The sequence below is a fragment of the Actinoallomurus sp. CA-150999 genome (genome assembly GCF_050942425.1).
In the GTDB taxonomy this organism is placed as follows: Bacteria; Actinomycetota; Actinomycetes; order Streptosporangiales; family Streptosporangiaceae; genus Actinoallomurus.
This window is the reverse complement of the sequence record NZ_CP192063.1, coordinates 94,685-112,472: the sequence shown is the minus strand read 5'-3', so window position 1 is coordinate 112,472 and position 17,788 is coordinate 94,685. Positions and strand designations below refer to the sequence as shown.

Genomic DNA, 17,788 nt, shown 5'->3' with positions numbered 1-17,788 from the left:
GTCCCGTTGCGGAGACTTTGGCCGGTTCAGGGTGATCTGAAAAGGTCAGCGGCGGAATATCCGGTTAAGCTCCTCATGTGACTCATGCGCATCGCGTCGACAGCGAGGTCGGTCGCCTCCGCACGGTCCTTCTGCACCGACCGGGCCCAGAGCTCAAGCGACTCACCCCCCGCAACAACGATCAACTGCTCTTCGACGGCATCCCCTGGGTCGGCCGGGCCCAGCAGGAGCACGACGCCTTCGCGCAGGCCCTGCGCGACCACGACGTCGAAGTCCTCTACCTCACCGAGCTGCTCCAGGAGACGCTGGAGTACCAGAACGCGCGCGACGAGGCGATCGCCGACGTCCTCCGCGACCAGCGACTCGGCGACCAGCTCCGCGTCCTCCTAGAGAGCCACCTGGCGGAGCTGACCACCGAGGACCTCACCCAGGTGCTCGTGGCCGGGCTCGCCCATGAGGAGCTGAAGACCGGACGGGGCCTGGTGTACCGGCTCATGGACCGGCACGACTTCGTCATCGACCCACTGCCGAACGTCCTGTTCACCCGCGACTCGAGCGTGTGGGTCGGCGACCAGGTCGCGGTGACGAGCCTCGCGATGCGGGCGCGCAGCCGTGAGACCGCCCTCACCCGGGTGATCTACCGGTACCACCCGCGGTTCGAGGGCACGAAGCAGCTGTACGCCCCGGGGCTGGAGCACATCGAGGGCGGCGACGTCCTCCTGCTCGCCCCCGGCGTGCTCGCGATCGGCACCGGCGAGCGTACGACCCCGGCCGGGGTGGAGCGGATCGCCCGCCGCGCGTTCGACGCCGGTCTCGCGCACACGGTCCTGGCGGTGCCGATCGCGCAGGAGCGCGCGACGATGCACCTCGACACCATCTGCACGATGGTCGACGTCGACAAGGTCGTGATGTACCCGGCCGTGGCCTACTCCCTGGTCGCCTACACGGTGACCAAGGGCGACGACGACCTGCGCGTCTCGCAGGCCCGGCCGTTCCTGGAGGCCGCGGCCGAGGCGATGGGCATCGACCGGCTCCGGGTGATCGACACCGGTCTCGACCCCGTGACCGCCGAACGCGAGCAGTGGGACGACGGCAACAACACCCTCGCGATCGGCCCGCGCCTGGCGGTCGCGTACGAGCGCAACGTCGAGACCAACGCGCGCCTGGAGGCGGCGGGCATCGAGGTCATCCGGATCCAGGGCAGCGAGCTGGGCAGCGGCCGGGGCGGCCCGCGCTGCATGTCCTGCCCGATCCTCCGCGACCCGGTGTAGGCCGATCGCGCCGTCCGAGGAGCGCGCCCGGCGCTACTGCCCGGCGTGTTCCTCGAGGGTGCGCTTCAGCTGCCGTTCGTAGAGCTCGCGGGAGCGGCGCAGGAAGCCGGCCAGGACTTCGAGGTCGGCGTCGCCGTACTCCCGCATGAGGGCGTCGCCTTCGGTGGCGAACGGGCCGTACAGCCGCCATGCCTTCTCGCGGGCGGTATCGGTGATCGTGACCAGCACCTTGCGCCGGTCGCCGGGGTCGGGCGACCGGGTCGCGTAGCCGAGGCGCTCCAGCCGGTCGAGCATCGCCGTGACGCTGCCGGTGGTCAGGCCGAGCTCGGGTCCGATGCGGCCGGGGGTCAGCGCGCCGTGCCGCATGAGGAGTTCGAGGCAGCGCAGGTCCGTCCGGTTGACGCCGAGGACCCGTGCGGCGGCGTCGTCATAGGCGTCGACGGCCGCCTGCATCGCCTGCATCTCCTCGCCGACGGCCCGCCGGAGATCATCACTGGGTTCGCTCGACATCCAAGCCCTCAATTCGTCTTGAACGCCAAGATACATGGTGAACGAGAGAGCACGGCGAACGGCGCCTCTCCCGGGAAGGGGCGCCTCGTCGCCGCGTAACACTCAGAAGGAGGGGTCGAAGGCGATCTTCATCGGGTGGATCCCGGGCAGGTGGTGGCCGTTGGCCGACTGGGTGGCGCGGAGGCTGGCCCAGACGGTGGTGCCGTCGTCCTCATGGGAGACGCCCCAGCCCTCCGAGAGCGTCTCGACGATGCTGAGCCCGCGGCCACCGAGCGAGGATAGGGCGGCGCGCGTCCGCCGCGGCTCGGTCATCGAGCCGCCGTCGCTGACGGCCAGTTGGATGAGGTCACCGTCACGGCTCCAGGACACGCGAATCTCCCCGGACGGTAGAGGGCGTGCGTGACGCAGCGCGTTGCTGATGAGCTCGCTGATGATGACGGCCGCGTCGTCCGCGACCTCCTCGTACACACCGGACGCGAGCAGGTCGGCGCACAGGCGCTTTCGCACGCCCGAGACGCTGGACGGCGCATGTGGCAGGAACACGACGCTCGACACCCTCACCTCCCCGGGCACTGGCTCCCGGATACTCCCCGTTACGTGGTCACCCCGGTTACAACCGAAATGCCCGCTTAAAAAACCTGGAAACCGCGCCACAGGAATCTGTTACCAACACCACGTGTAACTGTGACCTCCGCCACGCTGCGAAGATCAGCCCATTTGAGCGGTATGCACCAGTATGACCTGTCACACAGAGTTACCAAATCGGGGGAGGGTGAACCGCATGCAGGTGCCTCCCAGCCCGTCCGCACGCGGGTGTGCGGAGACCTCGCCGTGCTGCGCACGGGCCAGCCGGCGCACGATGTACAGCCCGAGTCCGAGGCCCCCGAAACGACGGCGGTCCCCCGCCTCGCCCTGGACGAAACGCTCGAAGACGCGCTCACGGTCACCGGCGGCGATCCCGATCCCGTCGTCCTCCACCGCCACCACGATGGCGTCGCCGTCGACGCCCGCACGGACCGTGATCACGCCGCCCTCCGGTGAGTACTTCACCGCGTTCTCCAGCAGCTGCCCGACGATGATGTCCGTCGCCATCGAGTCGCCGAGAGCCGACGGCAGGTCCTCGGCGATCTCCAGCTCGACCAGGTGACGCTCGGACACGCCGCGGAAGCCGTACGCCGCGCCGCGCAGCAGCCGCCCCAGGTCGAACGGCTCGCTCGTGACGCTCAGCCCGTTCGGCACCGCGCGGGAGTACAGCAGGTTGTCGACGAGACGGCCGAGGGCGTCCGCGCGGTCGGCGATCGTCGCGACCGCGCGCCGCCGGTCGGCCTCGTCGAGCTTCTCCCACCGGTCGACCAGCGTCTTGGCGAACCCCTGCACGACCGTGATCGGCGTGCGCAGCTCGTGGCTGGTCATGGACAGGAAGAGGTCCTTGGCCGCTTCGAGGGACTTGGCCTCGGTGACGTCACGGAAGTCCACGACCACCTCGTCGTGGCCCTCGATCTCGGTGTGCAGGACGTTCAGCCAGGTGCCGGACTCCAGCTGAATCGTCGACTCTCCGCCCGGAGCCGGCAGCGCGAACGGCAGCGGCCGGCCGATGACCTCCTCGGCGGCGAGGCCGGTGATCGCGTGCGCCGCGGGATTCCACCGCTGGACGACGCCGTCGCGGTCGAGCACCGCGATGCCGTCCGCGCTGGCCTCGATCACCGCCCGCTCGTGCCTGCGCTGCCGGACCACCTCGGCGTAGTTCATGGCGTTGCCGAGGACGACGCCGGCGTGCCCGGCGAACAGCTCGAGGAGCTCCAGCTCGATGTGGCCCGCCTTGCGCCGGGAGAACAGGGCGTACAACGCGCCGTACGGGCTGCCCTGGACGTTCGAGATGCCGACGGCGATCGTGTGCAGGCCATCGAGCTCGGACCAGATCAGGTCACTGAGGCTGCGTGTGTCGGCCGTGGCCAGCATGACCGTACGGCCGGAGCGCAGCAGCTCGCCGACGAGGCTGGAGCGGAGGTCGGCGGTCGCCCCGCGCAGCCGCCGGGGCAGCCCGGTCATGCTGACCAGCCGGAGGGTGTTGGTGGCCTGCTCGATGACGACGAAGCCGGCGGCGTCCGCGCCGGTGAGCTCGATGAGACCCGACGTGACGCGGTCGAGGACCGCCGGGAGCTCCAGCTCGGTGTTGAGGTCGGCCACCACGTCGTTGAGCCGCCGCACGAGACGGATGCGCTCGGCGGTCTGGTGCTGAACGGCCTCGTCCTCCCGCACCGGGCGGTAGAGGCCGACCCAGCCGAGGAACTCACCGTCCTCGCCGCGCATGGCGCTGGCGACCGCCCGGGTGTCGATCAGTCGGCCGTCGCGGTGCAGCCGCCGGGTGAGGAACGAGATGTGGCCGCCCTCGCGGACCCGTTCGAGCACGGCGCGGTGCTCCGCGGTGTGCTCCTCGGGGACGATGCGCATCGGCCGGCCCAGCACTTCCTCCGCCGTCCAGCCGAACATCCGCTCGGCGGCAGGGTTCCACAGCTGGACGGTCTGGTCGGCCCCCAACGCGATCATCGCGTCGGCGGAGGAGGCCACCGCCGCCCGCATCATCGCGTCAGACGAGCTCACGCGGCCCATAGTGCCACCCGCGCCGCGTCCCTATGCGAAGGTCAGCACCAATCCACACTTGCGGCATCGTTTCTGGTTGGGCGCCGTCTGCACCCAGTCGTGATCACACTGCGCCATCGTGATCGCCTCCCGCCACTCCGTATCCCCATCATGACGGGCGCGACGACGCCGTGACGTGCGATTGGGGCTCTTCTTCCCCAACCAACCAACCCCGACCGACCTCCCGGTCATCGGCGAATGAGGCCGATGGCGCCGGTGACCGCCGCCGCGACGGCGAAGGACAGGAGCGAGGCGCTCATCCAGTCCGCCGGAGTGAAGTGCAGCGTGCTCTGCACGTGCGTCCACATCCGCGACCACCATCCGACCTGACCGGGGTTGATGAGCTGGTACGTCGCGATGCCCGCCGCCCACGCGACGACCATCCCCCAGCGGGCGGGCGCCCGGCCGGAGACGTCCCAGCCACGCCGTCCGGTGAAGCAGAAGAAGTCCACGGCCAGCACGCCGAGCATCGGTACGAACACCGACCCGATCAGCGTGAGGAAGCCCGAGTAGTTGTTCATGTTCAGGACGAGGGCGAGCAGCGTCGTCAGGGCGCCCAGCGCGATGGTGAGCAGCCGCCGGTCCACGCGGGGCACGAGGTTCTGGATCGAAACCGCGGTCGAGTAGACGTTCGCGAACGACTGGTCGACCTCACGCAGGACGAACACGGCGAAGAACAGCGTGCCGAGGGCGACGTGCTGGAACGGGCCGAACACCTTGGACGAGTCGCCGGCGACCAGGGCGAGCGCCAGCAGGCCCAGGACGTACGCGACGACCTGCGTCAGCCCGTACGCCACGCTCGCGGCACCGAACGCCGCCCGCTCGGAGCGGGAGTGCCGCGTGTAGTCGGCCGCCATGGGCACCCAGGAGATGGAGACGGCCAGCGCGGCGTCCGCGCCGATCCAGAAGTGGCTCCACGACCCGTGGGTGAGGTTCGGCAGGGGCTGGCGGACGAGCTGCACGTAGAAGTAGGCGAGGGCCAGGACGACCGCCGCGGTGACGTACCGGCGCAGGACCCGGACGGAGCCGAGCGGCCAAATGGTCAGCACGGTCGTGATCACGCCGGCGACGATGACGTACGCCCAGTGCGGGCCGCCACCGAAGAGTTCCTTGGCCGCACCCGCGATCGTGACCAGCTCGAAGGTTCCCCAGCCGATCATCTGCAGGATGTTCATCACGGTGGGGATGTACGAGAGGCGCGTGCCGAACAGGCCGCGCAGCATCATCATCGCCGGGACGCCGGCGCGGGTGCCCGACACGGCCGCCAGCCCGAGCATGATCCCGCCGATCACGGTGCCGACGATCATTGCCACGATCCCGGCGACGATGGGCAGCCGGGGGTTGCCCTGGGCGTCCGGCGCGAGCACCGAGTAGGCGCCGGAGAAGGCGAGAAGGCTCACGCCCAGGTTGGCCCAGAAGGCGCTCTGGTCCCAGAAGCTGAGGACCTTGGGGGCGGGCTGGTCGAGGGTGTACGGGGCCTCGTTGTCGAGAGGACGTTCGTCGACGGCAGTGCTCAAGGCACACTCCCTACGCCGGCATTACCCGGTCAGGTTCGAGCGGTCGGCGGCACGTGCGTAGCCGCCCTCTCAGCCCGGTCGTCGCCCGAGCTCCCGCGAGGTCTGAACTTTTCCGCCGTTAATGTACCTCGTCAGGCGACGTATGGCTCGCTGCCCGATTCACTGACCATCGGACGGCCCGCCGCCACCCAGGCGTGCATGCCGCCCGAGACGTTCGCGGTCTTCCAGCCGGCGTTGTTGAACGCCATGACCACCGACGCCGACCGGGCCCCCGACCGGCAGATGACGAAGACGTCCTCGCCGGTGGGCACCTCGGACGCGCGGGCGCCGAGCTGGCTGAGGGGGATGTGGATCGCGCGAGGCGCGTGCCCGGCCTGCCATTCGTCCAGTTCGCGCACGTCCAGGAGGTATGCGTCGTCCGGAACCTTGGCGACCTCAACGGCGGGAACCTGGTCCCTGAAGGCATTCACAAGTCAACGGAACCACGAGCCGGCGCCCGGCGTCGAATCGTCATGAGGCAATCTCTAACCAGACTGGGACCAGCGGCCGTCGCCATCCCCGGCATCGCCGCCGCCCTGTTGCTGGGCGGTTGCGGCAGCGGGCAGGACAACGCGACGGTCAAGCCGAGCGGGCCGTCCACCCCTGGATCATCGGCGCCGGGGCGGGCGGGAAAGACCCGGCTGACCATCACCGTGCGCGACTCGCAGACGGCGCAGGCCAAGACGCGGACGCTCACCTGCGACCCTGTCGGCGGCGACCTGGCCAAGGCCAAGGAGGCGTGCGCTGCGCTCACCGCGGCGGGCGCGGCGGGCCAGGACCCGTTCGCCCCGACGCCGAAGAACGTGATGTGCACCCAGATCTACGGCGGCCCCGAGACCGCCACGGTCACGGGCACCTGGAACGGCAAGAAGGTCGACTCGACGTTCAGCCGCAAGAACGGCTGCGAGATCAAGCGGTGGGGCACCCTGGGCGTGCTGTTCGGTCCGCACCCGCCGGTCCGCTGAGCACGGACCTCCGACGCTCCGGCAGGGCCGCGGCCGTCCGCTGACACGGTCGACGTCGGCCCGCGAGGGCGGCGGCCACGCGCTGACGTACGGTCCGGCAGCCCGCTGAGGAGTCTGGGATCGTGGATCGGCAGGCGCATCGCCCGAGGCGGGCCGAGGGGGTGTTGTCAGGCGTGTTCATTGAGGTTGAACGATTTTCAGCTTCAATCAACCCCCTGACACGAGGTGCCCGGCTCCGGCGATGACGTGCTGCCGCTCGCCGCGCGCGGCCTACTTGAGCAGGCGGGACATCCGGCGGTCGGCCAGGGGCTTGCCGCCCGTCTGGCAGGTCGGGCAGTACTGCAGGGCGGAGTCCGCGAACGACACCTCTTTGATCGTGTCGCCGCACACCGGGCACTTCTGACCTGCCCGGCCGTGCACCCGCAGGCCCTCCTTCTTCTCGCCCTTGAGGTCCTTGGCCGCCAGGCCGCGGGAGCGCTCGACGGCATCGCCGAGCGTACGGACGATCGCGTCGTACAGCGTCGCGACGTCCTCGTCCGTGAAGCTCGCCGCCAGCTTGAACGGCGACATCCGCGCCACGTGCAGGACCTCGTCGGAGTAGGCGTTGCCGATGCCGGCGATCACGCTCTGGTCGCGCAGCAGTCCCTTGATCTGGGTGCGCCGGCCGTCGAGGATGCCCTTCAGCGTGTCCGCGGTGAAACCGTCGGCGAGCGGGTCCGGGCCGAGCGAGGCGACACCTGGGACCTCCGCGGCGTCGCGCACGACGTAGACCGCGAGCCGCTTCTGGGTGCCCGCCTCGGTCAGGTCGAACCCGGATCCGTCGTCGAGGTGCACCCGGAGGGCCAGCGGGCCCTTGCCCGGCCGGGGCGGCGCCGGCGGCAACGCGTCCTTCCAGCGCAGCCAGCCCGCGCGAGACAGGTGGAAGACCAGGTGCAGGCCGTCGACGTCCAGGTCGATGAACTTACCGTGGCGTGCGACCCCGGTGACGGTCAGGCCGTTCAGCGCGGTGATCGGCGGATCGTACGTCTTCAACGACGAGATGGCGGCCACGTCGATCCGCGCGATCGCCCGCCCGACGGCGTGCTCGCGCAGGAAGGCGGCGAGGGACTCCACCTCCGGCAGCTCCGGCATGGTCCCAGGGTACGGCTCCGTCCACAGGCTGTGGACGATCGCCGCAAGGCCGCCCGGAGAACATCGCGGCCGGGCCGCTCGGGAGAACTGCGCCTCGATCGTCGGGCGGGACCTTCGGCCCTTGGCCGGGCGCGGCCCGCACGGCGATCCTGATAGGGGGAGTCCGGCGTGGCCATCACCGTCGCCCTGGGCGGCGACACGATGCTGGGACGCGGGGTCGCGGAGCGAATCGCCGCGTCGGGCCCGTACGGGCTGTTCGCCGACGAGGTGCGGCGGACGTTCCGCTCCGCCGACCTGTCGCTGATCAACCTCGAGTGCTGTATTTCCGCGCGCGGCCACCCCTGGCCGGCCCCCGGTAAACCGTTCCACTTCCGCGCCCCGCCGCGAGCCGTCGACACCCTCACAGACCTGGGGATCGACGGCGTGACGCTGGCCAACAACCACGCACTGGACTACGGCCACGAGGCTCTGACGGACACGCTCGCGCACCTGACCCACGCGGGCATCCGGGCCGTCGGCGCGGGACCCGACCTGCCGCGGGCGCGCGAACCCGCCCTCTTCCACCTCGGGGACGCCCGCGTGGCCGTCCTCGGCGTCACCGACCATCCGTCCGACTTCGCCGCCGGCGACCGCCCCGGGGTCGCGTACGCCGACCTGCGCCGCGAGGTCCCGGCCTGGCTCACCGACCGGATCCACGCGCTGGCCGCCGACGGGGTCCTCGTGCTCGTGCTGGCGCACTGGGGCCCGAACATGACCACCGAGCCCCTTCGCTACGTACGGACGGCGGCGCGGGCGCTGGTCGACGCCGGGGCGACGCTGGTCGCCGGGCACTCCGCGCATGTCTTCCACGGCGTGGGCGGCCGCGTCCTGTACGACCTCGGCGACCTCATCGACGACTACGCCGTGGACCCGGTATTGCGGAACGATCTGGGTCTCATGTTCCACGTGAAACTGGAGGGGCGTCGGATCGCCCGGCTGACCGCCGTCCCGCTGACGCTCGAGTACGCCCGTACCCGTCTCGCCACCGGTGCCGACCACGCCTGGATCCACAAGCGGTTCGCCGCCGCCTGCGCGGCGTTCGGCACCACCGTCACCGAGGAGGAGGACGGACGGCTCGCCGTGGCAGGCCCCGTACCGGATGAATGGCCGGAGGGCCGCCCCACGGCGCCGCCATCAACGCCGTGAGCTCCGTCGATCCGGCCCCTCGCTTTGACGATGCCTTCACCATGACCGAAACTGTTGTTAGGGGCCACCGTAAAGAGCTGGGAGCGGCAACGGGCGGAGGTGGCCATGTCGTTCACGGAAATCACCAAGGTGCTGGGCAGGCACACCTGGTGGCCGAACGTATCTCCTGACGGGGCGGGGCCGAACGCGGGGCCGCCGGATCTCCGGACGCCGACGGTCACCGCCGATGACGGCGTCCGGCTGCACGTCGAGGTACAGGAGGCCGCCGAGGCCAGGGTGACCGTCGTCTTCTGCCACGGGTTCCTGCTCAACTCCACCAGCTGGCACGTCCAGCGGGACGCGCTGGCCGGCCGGGCCCGCGCCGTGCTCTGGGACCTCCGCGGGCACGGCCGATCCGGCTGGGGGGATCCGCCGAACGCCACCATCGACCAACTGGGCCGCGATCTGTACTCGGTGCTCGAGGCGGCCGCACGGGAGGGGCCGGTCGTCCTGGTCGGCCACTCGATGGGCGGCATGGCGATCCTGGGGCTCGCCGAGGCGCACCCGGAGCTGTTCGGCGAGCGGATCGTCGGCGTGCTCCTCGCCGCGACCTCCTCCGGCGGCCTGTCCTCCGTGACGATCGGGTTGCCGGAGCGCACGGCCCGTGTGCTGCACCGCATGGTCCCCGTCACACTGGGCACGCTCCGCCACCAGGCCCGGCTGGTGGACGCCGCCCGGCGGCCGCTCGGCGGGATGTCCTTCCTCCTGACCCGGTCGTACCTCTTCGGCGCCCGCGTGTCGAAGGAGGTCGCCGAGGTCACCACCCGGCTGATGGCCTCCGTCCCCATCGAGGTGATCGCCGACTTCTACAAGGAGCTCATCGCGTACGACAAGCGGGCCGCGCTGCCCGCGCTCGGGCGCGTGCCCGTGCTCGTCATGGTCGGCGACCGGGACCTGATCACGCCCGTACGGCACGCCGAGGCCCTCGTCGCGGAGATCCCCGGCGCCGAGCTCGCGGTGATCCCCGGCGCCGGGCACCTGCTGACCCTCGAACGCGCCGCCGACGTCAACGGGCACCTGTGGGCCCTCCTCCGGCGCGCCACCGGCATCGAACCGCCCGCCGAGCCCACCGTCGTCAATGGCCAGGATCCGGCCCCGCACCTCCGTCCTGAGCGCAGCCCCCTGCCCGGAGGGCGCGCCGCACGCCGGGAGAAGGGCCGCCGGAGGAGCTGATCCGTCCCGTACGCGACGCTCGGGGAAGCGGCGTCACCGGCCGCGGCAACAACAGGTGACATCCCCCACCCGAGAGGGTCGCATGACCGAGACGAGAAGCCCGTGAGCGCCGAGACGGACGCCGAGGTGATCGAGGCCTCGCTGCGCGAACCGGAGCGGTTCGCGGCCCTGTACGACCGGCATCACGCGACGATCCACCGGTACCTCGCCCGGCGGCTCGGCCGCGACGAGGCCGACGATCTGATGGCCGAGACGTTCCTGATCGCCTTCCGGCAGCGGGCCCGCTACGACCCGGCGTTCTCGAACGCCCGGCCCTGGCTCTACGGCATCGCCACCCACCTGGTCGGACGGCACCACCGGGCGGAGGACCGCTTCTGGCGGCTCATCGCCAAGACCGGCGTCGACCCGGCGGTCGAGTCCCCCAGCGAGCGCGTCACCGAGCGCGTCAGCGCGCAGGGCATGCGCCGCGAACTCGCGGCGGCGCTCGCCAGGCTGCCGCGCGGGCAGCGCGACGTCCTGCTGCTCACCGCCGCCGGCGGCCTGTCCGCCGACGAGATCGCCTCCGCCCTCGGCATCGCCAAGGGCACCGTCCACTCCCGGCTCAATCGGGCCCGGAAGAAGACCCGCGACGCGCTCGGCGGCACCGACCCCCGAATCGTCGGCGAAGGAGTTCACCCATGAACGAGCTCGAGCGCATGTGCGCCGAAGTCCCGCCGCCCGCCCCCACCGCGGTGATCGAAGGCCGCCGCCGCCTCCTCGCCGCCGCCCAGGGCGTCCCGGCGACGAGGCCGTCGCGCCGGCCGTTCCGGATGCCCCGTACGGGTGTCCGGCTGGTCATCGTCGGCGCCCTCGCGGTCACGATCGCCGCCAGCGTCACGATCGCGCAGAACGTCGGCGGCACCGATGGTCACGGCCATCCGCGCCCGGTGATCCCCATCATCCCCGCCGGCCCGGTGGCCAACGCCGAGGACCTGCTGAAGCGCGCGGCCAGCGCCGCGGACTCCCGGCCGTTCGCGCCCCGCCCGGACCAATGGATCTACGTGGAGTCCCACCAGCGCTTTCCCGCGATCGGAACCCACGTGAACACCCCGAAGACGCCGCTCGTGAAGTTCGTCGAGCGCACGTGGTGGCGTGCCGACGGCACACAGATCGCCCGGACGCAGGAGGGCCAGTACGGCGACGGGAAGCTCCGGATCGAGAACGGCAATCAGCTCTGGAAGCACAACTATCCGCTGCTCGCCGCCCTGCCGACGGACCCGGCCGCCCTCGACGCCTACGTCGCCTCCCACGAGTTCATCGGCGGTATGAAGCCGAGGAACGCGAAGGAGCGGGCGGCCGCGCTCTACGGCCAGTACTGCGCGATCCTGCGGAACGGCGTGGCACCGCCCAAGGTCGTGGCGGCGATCTACCGAGCGATCGCCCGCATCTCCGGTGTCACTCTGCGAAAGAACACCGTCGACCTGGAGGGACGCCCGGCCATCGCGGTGGGACGCGTCGAGAATGGCTACCTGTTCGTGGAAATCTTGATCGATCCCAAGACGTACGCGTATCTGGGCGAGCGCGACATCGCCGTCAAGGACCACGCGTCCACGGCCCTGGACGGCAGGTCGACGATCAAGAAGGGCGCCATCATCAACCTCGAGACGCACGCCACCCCGACGATCGTCGATCGGCCGGGCCAGCGCCCCTGACGCCTATGGCCTGAAGCAATGATCACCGATGCCCCGTACGGGCGAGGCGTCCGTACAGGGCATCGGTGCGTGGTCAACCGGAGACGAGTTTGACGATCGCCACCACGCCCACGCAGACGATCACGCCGCGCAGGATCGGCGTCGGGAGCCGGCGTCCCAGGCGCGCGCCCAGGTAGCCGCCGACCATCGACCCCAGCGCGACGAGCGCCACGGCCCACCAGTCGACCTTGGCGACCAGGATGTACAGCACGGCCGCCGTGGCGTTCACCAGCAGGGTGAGGGCGTTCTTGGCCGCGTTGATCCGTTGCAGGTGCTCGTCGAGGAAGATGCCGAGCAGGCCGACCAGCAGCACGCCCTGAGCCGCACCGAAGTAGCCGCCGTAGACGCCCCCGGCGAACACGCCCAGCAAGAGCCAGGGTCCGCCGTGCGCGCGCCGGGGCCGGTCGGACAGCCAGCGGCTGAGCTTGGGCTGGATGACGACCATGGCGCAGGACAGGCCGATCAGCACCGTGACGACGGTGGTGAACGCCTGCTCGGGCAGGTTCAGCAGCAGCAAGCCGCCGATCAGTGAACCCAGCACCGAGGCAGGGGCCAGCCGGGCGAGACGGCCGCGCTGTCCCGCGAGCTCGGCGCGGTACCCCAGGACGCCGGTGACGCCGCCGGGGACCAGGCCGATGTTGTTCGAGACGTTCGCGGTGATGGGGGGTAGGCCGACGGCGAGCAGCGTCGGGAATGTGATCAATGATCCCGATCCGACGATCGCGTTGATCGTGCCGGCCGCGATCCCCGCCGCGAGCACGGCCGCCATCGCCCACGGCCGGGTGGACACCATGAACAGGGCGGCGCATCCCGCGACGGCGACGGTCAGGACGAGCCCCACGATGACTCGGCTGGGGGGAGATCTCATGGCTCGCGACTCTAGACCATATCTCGCATGACAAGACAGGCGTCTCACCTACCAAGACGCCAGATAGTGCGCATACGATCGCCGGGCACCGGCCGCTTGACTTTGACGCCGGTGTCAAGGGTTACCGTCGCGGACGGCCGTCGATCAGGGAGGGTCGATGCGGATCGGTGAGCTGGCCGAGCGGGCCGGGGTGAGCACGCGCGCGCTCCGCTACTACGAGCAGCAGGGACTGCTCCCCGCGCGCCGTGCCGCGAACGGCTACCGGGAGTACGACGAGTCGGACCTCCGCCTGGTGGTGGAGATCCGCTCGCTGCTGATGGCGGGTTTCACCCTGGAGGACGCCCGGCCGTTCGTGGACTGCCTGCGGTCGGGCCAGTCGACGGGTTCCGCCTGCCCGGAGTCGGTCGCCGTCTACCGGCGCAAGCTCGCCGAGATCGACGCCGAGATCCGCGACCTGATCAGGCGGCGGATCGATGTGGCCGACCAACTGGCGCGGGCCTGCCCGGGCTGCGCCCTTTTCCCGGAGGGAACAAATGATCACGCTGACCAGCGAGAACTTCGACGAGCACGTGCTCCGCGGCGAGACGCCGATACTGGTCGACTTCTGGGCGGAGTGGTGCCCTCCGTGCAAGATGATCGCCCCGATCCTGGAGCAGATCGAGACGGAGTACGGTGACCGCCTCCGGATCGCCAAGATCAACGGTGACGAGAACCCGGAGATCGTGGAGCGGTACGGCGTCATGGGCTTCCCCACGCTGAACCTCTACCGCGACGGCCAGGTGGTCCAGCAGATCATGGGCGCCCGTTCCAAGCGCCGCCTCCTCGCCGACCTGGCCGGCCACATCTGAGGCTCCCGGTTCCACCTGGACCGTCCACGCGCTGTTCGGCGGCCGGCTCGACGCGGTGAGCGCGCGGTGAGTGGGCGGTGAGGGGTCCCCGCCACTGTTGCCCCATCGCCGGATCCACCGAGGACCGGCCACTGAGTGAGGAGCAGGGCGATGGGCATGCTGACGGGCAAGACGGCGCTGGTGACGGGTGGCTCGCGGGGGATCGGCCGGGCGGTCGCGCTGCGGCTGGCCGCCGAGGGCGCGCTGGTCGCCGTCCACTACGGCAACAACGACGCGGCGGCCAAGGAGACCGTGGCGCGGATCGAGGAGGCGGGCGGCCGGGCGTTCACCGTCCAGGCGCGGTTCGGCGACGACGGAGCGGTGGACCGCCTGTTCGAGGGCCTGACCGCGGGGCTGGCGGGACGCGGGCTGGACATCCTGGTCAACAACGCGGGCATCGGCCCGGTCAGCCCGATCGCGCAGGTCACCCCCGAAGAGCTCGACCGGTTGCTCACGATCAACGTCACCACGCCGTTCTTCGTGATCCAGCGCGCGCTGCCGCTGTTGAACGACGGCGGCCGCATCATCAACATGGGCTCGACGGCCAGCCGGTTCGCGGTCTCCATCCAGATCGGCTACACGATCAGCAAGGCGGCCCTGGAGTCGATGGCGCCGACGCTGGCCAACGAGCTGGGCCGGCGCGGCATCACCGTGAACACGGTCGCGCCCGGCGCGGTGCGGACCGACCTGACCGCGGGCTACACCTCGATCCCCGAGGTGGTCGCCGAGCTCGAGGCGATCACCGCGCTCGGGCGGCTCGGGGAGCCGGAGGACGTCGCCGACGTCGTCGGTTTCCTGGCGGGCCCGCAGGGGCGGTGGGTGACCGGCCAGACCGTCGACGTCTCGGGCGGCACCTACCTCGGCCCGATCGCCCCATGACCAGCGCCGACGGGAGGGCGGGCCGGTGCCCGCCCTCCTCGGAGTGATCCTCACCGGTGGATAATCACCGGCATGCGGTTCGGAATCCTCGGCGAGACCCGGGCATGGCGCGACGACGGAGCCGAGGTTCCGCTGGGTGGGCCGGCCCGCCGCGCGCTGCTGACCCTGCTGCTCGTACGCCCTGGTGAGGTCGTGTCGGCCGACCGGCTGGGCGACGAGATCGACCCGGACGGGGCACTGTCGGCACACGCGCTGCAGTCCCAGGTGTCCCGGCTCCGTACGGCCCTGGGCTCCGAGGCCGCGATCGAGCGGGCCGGGGCCGGCTACCGGATCGCGGTGCCACCGGACGACGTGGACGCCTGCCGTTTCGAGCGGCTGGCTCAGGACGGCCGGGCGGCGCTGCGCGACGGCGACGCCGAACGCGCGGTCACGCTGCTCCGCGACGCGCTGGAGCTGTGGCGGGGCCCCGCGCTGGCCGACATCGCTGAGGGCGAGACGGCGCAGGCCGCCGCCGTACGGCTCGAGGAGCAGCGGCTCGGGGCGCTCGAGGACCGGATCGAGGCCGAGCTGCGGCTCGGCGAGAACCGCGTCCCCGAGTTGCGCGAACTGGTCGGCCGCCACCCGCTCCGGGAACGGCCGGCGGCGCTGCTGATGCGGGCGCTGGCGGCCGAGGGCGGGCAGGCCGAGGCCCTCGTCGTGTTCGAGGCGACGAGACGGCGCCTGGCCGACGAACTGGGCGCCGACCCCTCGGCCGAACTGACCGCGCTGCACCGGGAACTGCTGAGCGCCGACCCATCGCCGTCGCCCGCCGCGCCGCCCGTCCCGCTGACGGCCTTCGTCGGCCGCGACGACGAGGTGGCCGAGATCGCCGACCTGCTGCGCGTTGCCCGGCTGGTCACGCTGATCGGCCCCGGCGGCGTCGGCAAGACCCGGCTGTCCGTCGAGGTCGCCGGTGACGTGGCCGACGAGGTCTGCTTCGTCGAGCTGGCGTCGCTGCGCGACGGCGCGGGGCTGCCGCAGGCGCTGCTGGGCGCGCTCGGCCTGCGTGAGAACGGGCTCCACCTGGGCAGCGGCGGGCAGACGCCGCTGGACCGGCTGATCACCGCACTGTCGGACCGTGTGCTCCTGCTCGTCCTGGACAACTGCGAGCACGTCGTCGACGCCGCCGCCGCGCTCGCGGCACGGCTGCTGGCGACCTGCCCGCGCCTGCGCGTCCTCGCGACGAGCCGCGAGCCGCTCGGCGTCATCGGCGAGCACCTCGTGCAGGTGCGGCCGCTCGACGCCCAGGCCGCCGCACGCCTCTTCACCGACCGCGCCCAGGCCGTCCAGCGCGGTTTCACCGCCGGCCCCGAGGTCGTACGGCGGATCTGCGCGGCCCTTGACGACCTGCCGCTGGCGATCGAGCTCGCGGCGGCCCGGCTACGGACGCTGCACATCGACGACCTCGCGGCACGGCTGGACGACCGGCTCGGTGTCGCCGCGCGCGGCAGCCGCGGAGTCGACGACCGGCATCGGACGCTGCGCGCGGTGGTCGCGTGGAGCTGGGACCTGCTCTCCGAGCCCGAGCAACGGGCGGCGCGCAGGTTCGCCGTCTTCGCCGGAGGCGCGACGGCCGAGTCCGCCGTACGCGTCTGCGACACCGACCTCGACACGCTGGAGTCGCTGCTCGACAAGTCGCTCCTGGAGTTCGCGGGCGGCCGCTACCGGATGCTGGAGACGATCCGCGCCTACGCCGCCGAGCGGCTCGACGCGACGCGCGATGGCGAGTCGGTACGGCGTGCGCACGCCCGGCATCTCCTGGACCTGGTGCGGACCGCCGATCCGCACCTGCGCCGGGCCGAACAGCTGGAGTGGCTGCCCGTCCTCGCGGCCGAGCACGGCGACCTCCTCGCGGCAGTGCGCTGGGCGGTCGAGACCGGGGATGGGGAGACGGCCCTCGACCTGATCGCCGCGGCCTCCCACTACCTGTGGATCCGCGGCGCGTCCGCGTCGATCGCGTCCCAGGCGACGGCGTTGCTCGACGCGATCGGCGACGCGCCCGCCGGTCGTGGCGAGGAGTACGTGATGTGCGTGCTGTCGGCGGCGTCCGGCGCGACCGGGCGTCCGGTCTGGCAGCGGCACCGCGCCCCGGCCGCGAAGGCCCTCACCGCCGCGTGGTCCGGCGCCGAGCCGGGCCGTTACCCGGTCGTCCTGCTCATGTGGATGATGCGGAACGCGGGCGATGGCGACGCCCACGGCGCGTTCGCGCTGGTGGCGTCCCAGGGCGAACGCTCCGACCCGTGGGTGCGGGCGGCCGCGCGGTACGTCTCCGGCTTCGGGCCGCTCGGTGCGGGCGACACCACCTCGGCCGAGCGCGTCTTCGCCTCGGCCGTCGAGGGGTTCCGCTCGCTCGGTGACCGGTGGGGCACCGCGCTGGCCCTCGACTCGCTCGCCGGCCTGGCGGGCACGCGCGGGGACCGGGCGACGGCCCTCGCGTTGACCGACGAGGCGCTGGCCCTCACCGAACGGCTCGGCGCCCTGGAGGACAGCGCCGACCTCCTCGTCAACCGGGGTGATCACCTCCTCGCGCACGACCCGGCAGCGGCGCGCGCCGACTACGAGAAGGCCGCCGGTCTCGCCCGCCGCGCCGGCAGCGCCACCTGCCTGGCGGCAGCCCTGCGCGGACTCGGCGACATCGCGCTGTCGACGGGGGACCCGGCCGAGGCGGGCCGGCGGTACGACGAGGCGCTGGACCGGCTCGACCCGCACTGGATCAAGAGCGCCGGCAACCGGGTGCGTACGCTCGCCGGGCTGGGCCGCGTCGCCGAGGCGCGCGGCGACCACACGGCGGCGCGGGCGCGCTACCGGGAGGCCGCCGAGTCCGCGGCGGCCGTGATGGGGACGGCCACCCCGGAGTCCCTCCGCGCGATGGGGCTCCCCGAGACCGTCGTCGAGGCGGTGAGCGCACGGTGAGC

General features: G+C 71.7%; 17 protein-coding genes and 1 riboswitch. Of the genes, 10 read left to right on the top strand and 7 right to left on the bottom strand.

Annotated elements, in window-relative coordinates:
* The first annotated feature begins 77 nt into the window (after nt 1-77).
* Entirely contained in the window at nt 78-1,271 is a 1,194-nt protein-coding gene (locus tag ACQP2O_RS00580) for an arginine deiminase (protein WP_433179140.1), read from the top strand.
* Between the two features lie 33 nt (nt 1,272-1,304).
* On the opposite strand, the gene ACQP2O_RS00575 is transcribed toward ACQP2O_RS00580, so the two are convergent.
* The 5 genes from ACQP2O_RS00575 to ACQP2O_RS00555 all read right to left on the bottom strand — a co-directional run bounded on the left by ACQP2O_RS00575 (nt 1,305) and on the right by ACQP2O_RS00555 (nt 6,408).
* Nucleotides 1,305-1,781, bottom strand: a complete 477-nt coding sequence (locus ACQP2O_RS00575; protein ID WP_433179138.1) for a MarR family winged helix-turn-helix transcriptional regulator — start codon at nt 1,779-1,781, stop codon at nt 1,305-1,307.
* 102 nt (nt 1,782-1,883) lie between these two features.
* Complete coding sequence (locus ACQP2O_RS00570) at nt 1,884-2,324, bottom strand: ATP-binding protein (protein WP_433190901.1); 441 nt, start codon at nt 2,322-2,324, stop codon at nt 1,884-1,886.
* A gap of 201 nt (nt 2,325-2,525) precedes the next feature.
* Nucleotides 2,526-4,391 (bottom strand): PAS domain S-box protein, encoded by a 1,866-nt coding sequence (locus tag ACQP2O_RS00565; RefSeq protein ID WP_433179136.1) that lies wholly within the window; start codon nt 4,389-4,391, stop codon nt 2,526-2,528.
* A gap of 218 nt (nt 4,392-4,609) precedes the next feature.
* Nucleotides 4,610-5,938, bottom strand: a complete 1,329-nt coding sequence (locus ACQP2O_RS00560) for a purine-cytosine permease family protein (protein WP_433179134.1) — start codon at nt 5,936-5,938, stop codon at nt 4,610-4,612.
* Nucleotides 5,929-6,045: riboswitch (TPP riboswitch) on the bottom strand. It overlaps the preceding gene by 10 nt.
* A gap of 24 nt (nt 6,046-6,069) precedes the next feature.
* Complete coding sequence (locus ACQP2O_RS00555) at nt 6,070-6,408, bottom strand: rhodanese-like domain-containing protein (protein WP_433179132.1); 339 nt, start codon at nt 6,406-6,408, stop codon at nt 6,070-6,072.
* Between the two features lie 42 nt (nt 6,409-6,450).
* On the opposite strand from ACQP2O_RS00555, the gene ACQP2O_RS00550 reads away from it, so the two are divergent.
* Entirely contained in the window at nt 6,451-6,942 is a 492-nt protein-coding gene (locus ACQP2O_RS00550; protein ID WP_433179130.1) for an SSI family serine proteinase inhibitor, read from the top strand.
* Nucleotides 6,943-7,212: 270 nt separating this feature from the next.
* Here ACQP2O_RS00550 and ACQP2O_RS00545 read toward each other — a convergent pair whose 3' ends face one another.
* Complete coding sequence (locus ACQP2O_RS00545) at nt 7,213-8,073, bottom strand: Fpg/Nei family DNA glycosylase (RefSeq protein WP_433179128.1); 861 nt, start codon at nt 8,071-8,073, stop codon at nt 7,213-7,215.
* 168 nt (nt 8,074-8,241) lie between these two features.
* Here ACQP2O_RS00545 and ACQP2O_RS00540 point away from each other — a divergent pair, with 168 nt between their 5' ends.
* The 4 genes from ACQP2O_RS00540 to ACQP2O_RS00525 all read left to right on the top strand — a co-directional run bounded on the left by ACQP2O_RS00540 (nt 8,242) and on the right by ACQP2O_RS00525 (nt 12,161).
* Nucleotides 8,242-9,258 (top strand): CapA family protein, encoded by a 1,017-nt coding sequence (locus tag ACQP2O_RS00540; RefSeq protein WP_433179126.1) that lies wholly within the window; start codon nt 8,242-8,244, stop codon nt 9,256-9,258.
* Between the two features lie 105 nt (nt 9,259-9,363).
* Nucleotides 9,364-10,470, top strand: coding sequence for an alpha/beta fold hydrolase (locus ACQP2O_RS00535; protein ID WP_433179124.1), 1,107 nt, complete (start codon nt 9,364-9,366; stop codon nt 10,468-10,470).
* A 102-nt stretch (nt 10,471-10,572) separates the two neighbouring features.
* Entirely contained in the window at nt 10,573-11,151 is a 579-nt protein-coding gene (locus ACQP2O_RS00530; RefSeq protein ID WP_433179122.1) for an RNA polymerase sigma factor, read from the top strand.
* Nucleotides 11,148-12,161, top strand: coding sequence for a CU044_5270 family protein (locus tag ACQP2O_RS00525; RefSeq protein WP_433179120.1), 1,014 nt, complete (start codon nt 11,148-11,150; stop codon nt 12,159-12,161). Before ACQP2O_RS00530 ends, ACQP2O_RS00525 begins: the two co-directional genes overlap by 4 nt.
* A gap of 73 nt (nt 12,162-12,234) precedes the next feature.
* Here ACQP2O_RS00525 and ACQP2O_RS00520 read toward each other — a convergent pair whose 3' ends face one another.
* The gene (locus tag ACQP2O_RS00520; protein ID WP_433191547.1) at nt 12,235-12,993 is read right to left on the bottom strand and encodes a sulfite exporter TauE/SafE family protein; all 759 of its coding nucleotides are present in this window, start codon (nt 12,991-12,993) and stop codon (nt 12,235-12,237) included.
* Between the two features lie 232 nt (nt 12,994-13,225).
* On the opposite strand from ACQP2O_RS00520, the gene ACQP2O_RS00515 reads away from it, so the two are divergent.
* The 4 genes from ACQP2O_RS00515 to ACQP2O_RS00500 all read left to right on the top strand — a co-directional run bounded on the left by ACQP2O_RS00515 (nt 13,226) and on the right by ACQP2O_RS00500 (nt 17,786).
* Nucleotides 13,226-13,744, top strand: a complete 519-nt coding sequence (locus ACQP2O_RS00515) for a MerR family transcriptional regulator (RefSeq protein WP_433179118.1) — start codon at nt 13,226-13,228, stop codon at nt 13,742-13,744.
* A complete protein-coding gene (gene trxA / locus ACQP2O_RS00510; protein ID WP_433179116.1) occupies nt 13,638-13,916 on the top strand; it encodes a thioredoxin in 279 nt (92 codons plus the stop codon). Before ACQP2O_RS00515 ends, trxA begins: the two co-directional genes overlap by 107 nt.
* Nucleotides 13,917-14,066: 150 nt before the next feature.
* Nucleotides 14,067-14,834, top strand: coding sequence for an SDR family NAD(P)-dependent oxidoreductase (locus tag ACQP2O_RS00505; protein ID WP_433179114.1), 768 nt, complete (start codon nt 14,067-14,069; stop codon nt 14,832-14,834).
* Between the two features lie 72 nt (nt 14,835-14,906).
* Entirely contained in the window at nt 14,907-17,786 is a 2,880-nt protein-coding gene (locus ACQP2O_RS00500) for a BTAD domain-containing putative transcriptional regulator (protein ID WP_433179112.1), read from the top strand.
* Nucleotides 17,787-17,788 lie beyond the last annotated feature (2 nt).

Excerpts from the sequence above, each read along its gene's own strand:
- ACQP2O_RS00520 (WP_433191547.1), bottom strand. The coding sequence starts at position 12,993 with ATGGTGTCCACCCGGCCGTGGGCGATGGCGGCCGTGCTCGCGGCGGGG.
- ACQP2O_RS00500 (WP_433179112.1), top strand. The coding sequence starts at position 14,907 with ATGCGGTTCGGAATCCTCGGCGAGACCCGGGCATGGCGCGACGACGGA.
- ACQP2O_RS00565 (WP_433179136.1), bottom strand. The coding sequence starts at position 4,391 with ATGGGCCGCGTGAGCTCGTCTGACGCGATGATGCGGGCGGCGGTGGCC.
- ACQP2O_RS00535 (WP_433179124.1), top strand. The coding sequence starts at position 9,364 with ATGTCGTTCACGGAAATCACCAAGGTGCTGGGCAGGCACACCTGGTGG.
- ACQP2O_RS00525 (WP_433179120.1), top strand. The coding sequence starts at position 11,148 with ATGAACGAGCTCGAGCGCATGTGCGCCGAAGTCCCGCCGCCCGCCCCC.
- ACQP2O_RS00505 (WP_433179114.1), top strand. The coding sequence starts at position 14,067 with ATGGGCATGCTGACGGGCAAGACGGCGCTGGTGACGGGTGGCTCGCGG.
- ACQP2O_RS00545 (WP_433179128.1), bottom strand. The coding sequence starts at position 8,073 with ATGCCGGAGCTGCCGGAGGTGGAGTCCCTCGCCGCCTTCCTGCGCGAG.
- ACQP2O_RS00575 (WP_433179138.1), bottom strand. The coding sequence starts at position 1,781 with ATGTCGAGCGAACCCAGTGATGATCTCCGGCGGGCCGTCGGCGAGGAG.
- ACQP2O_RS00515 (WP_433179118.1), top strand. The coding sequence starts at position 13,226 with ATGCGGATCGGTGAGCTGGCCGAGCGGGCCGGGGTGAGCACGCGCGCG.
- ACQP2O_RS00550 (WP_433179130.1), top strand. The coding sequence starts at position 6,451 with ATGAGGCAATCTCTAACCAGACTGGGACCAGCGGCCGTCGCCATCCCC.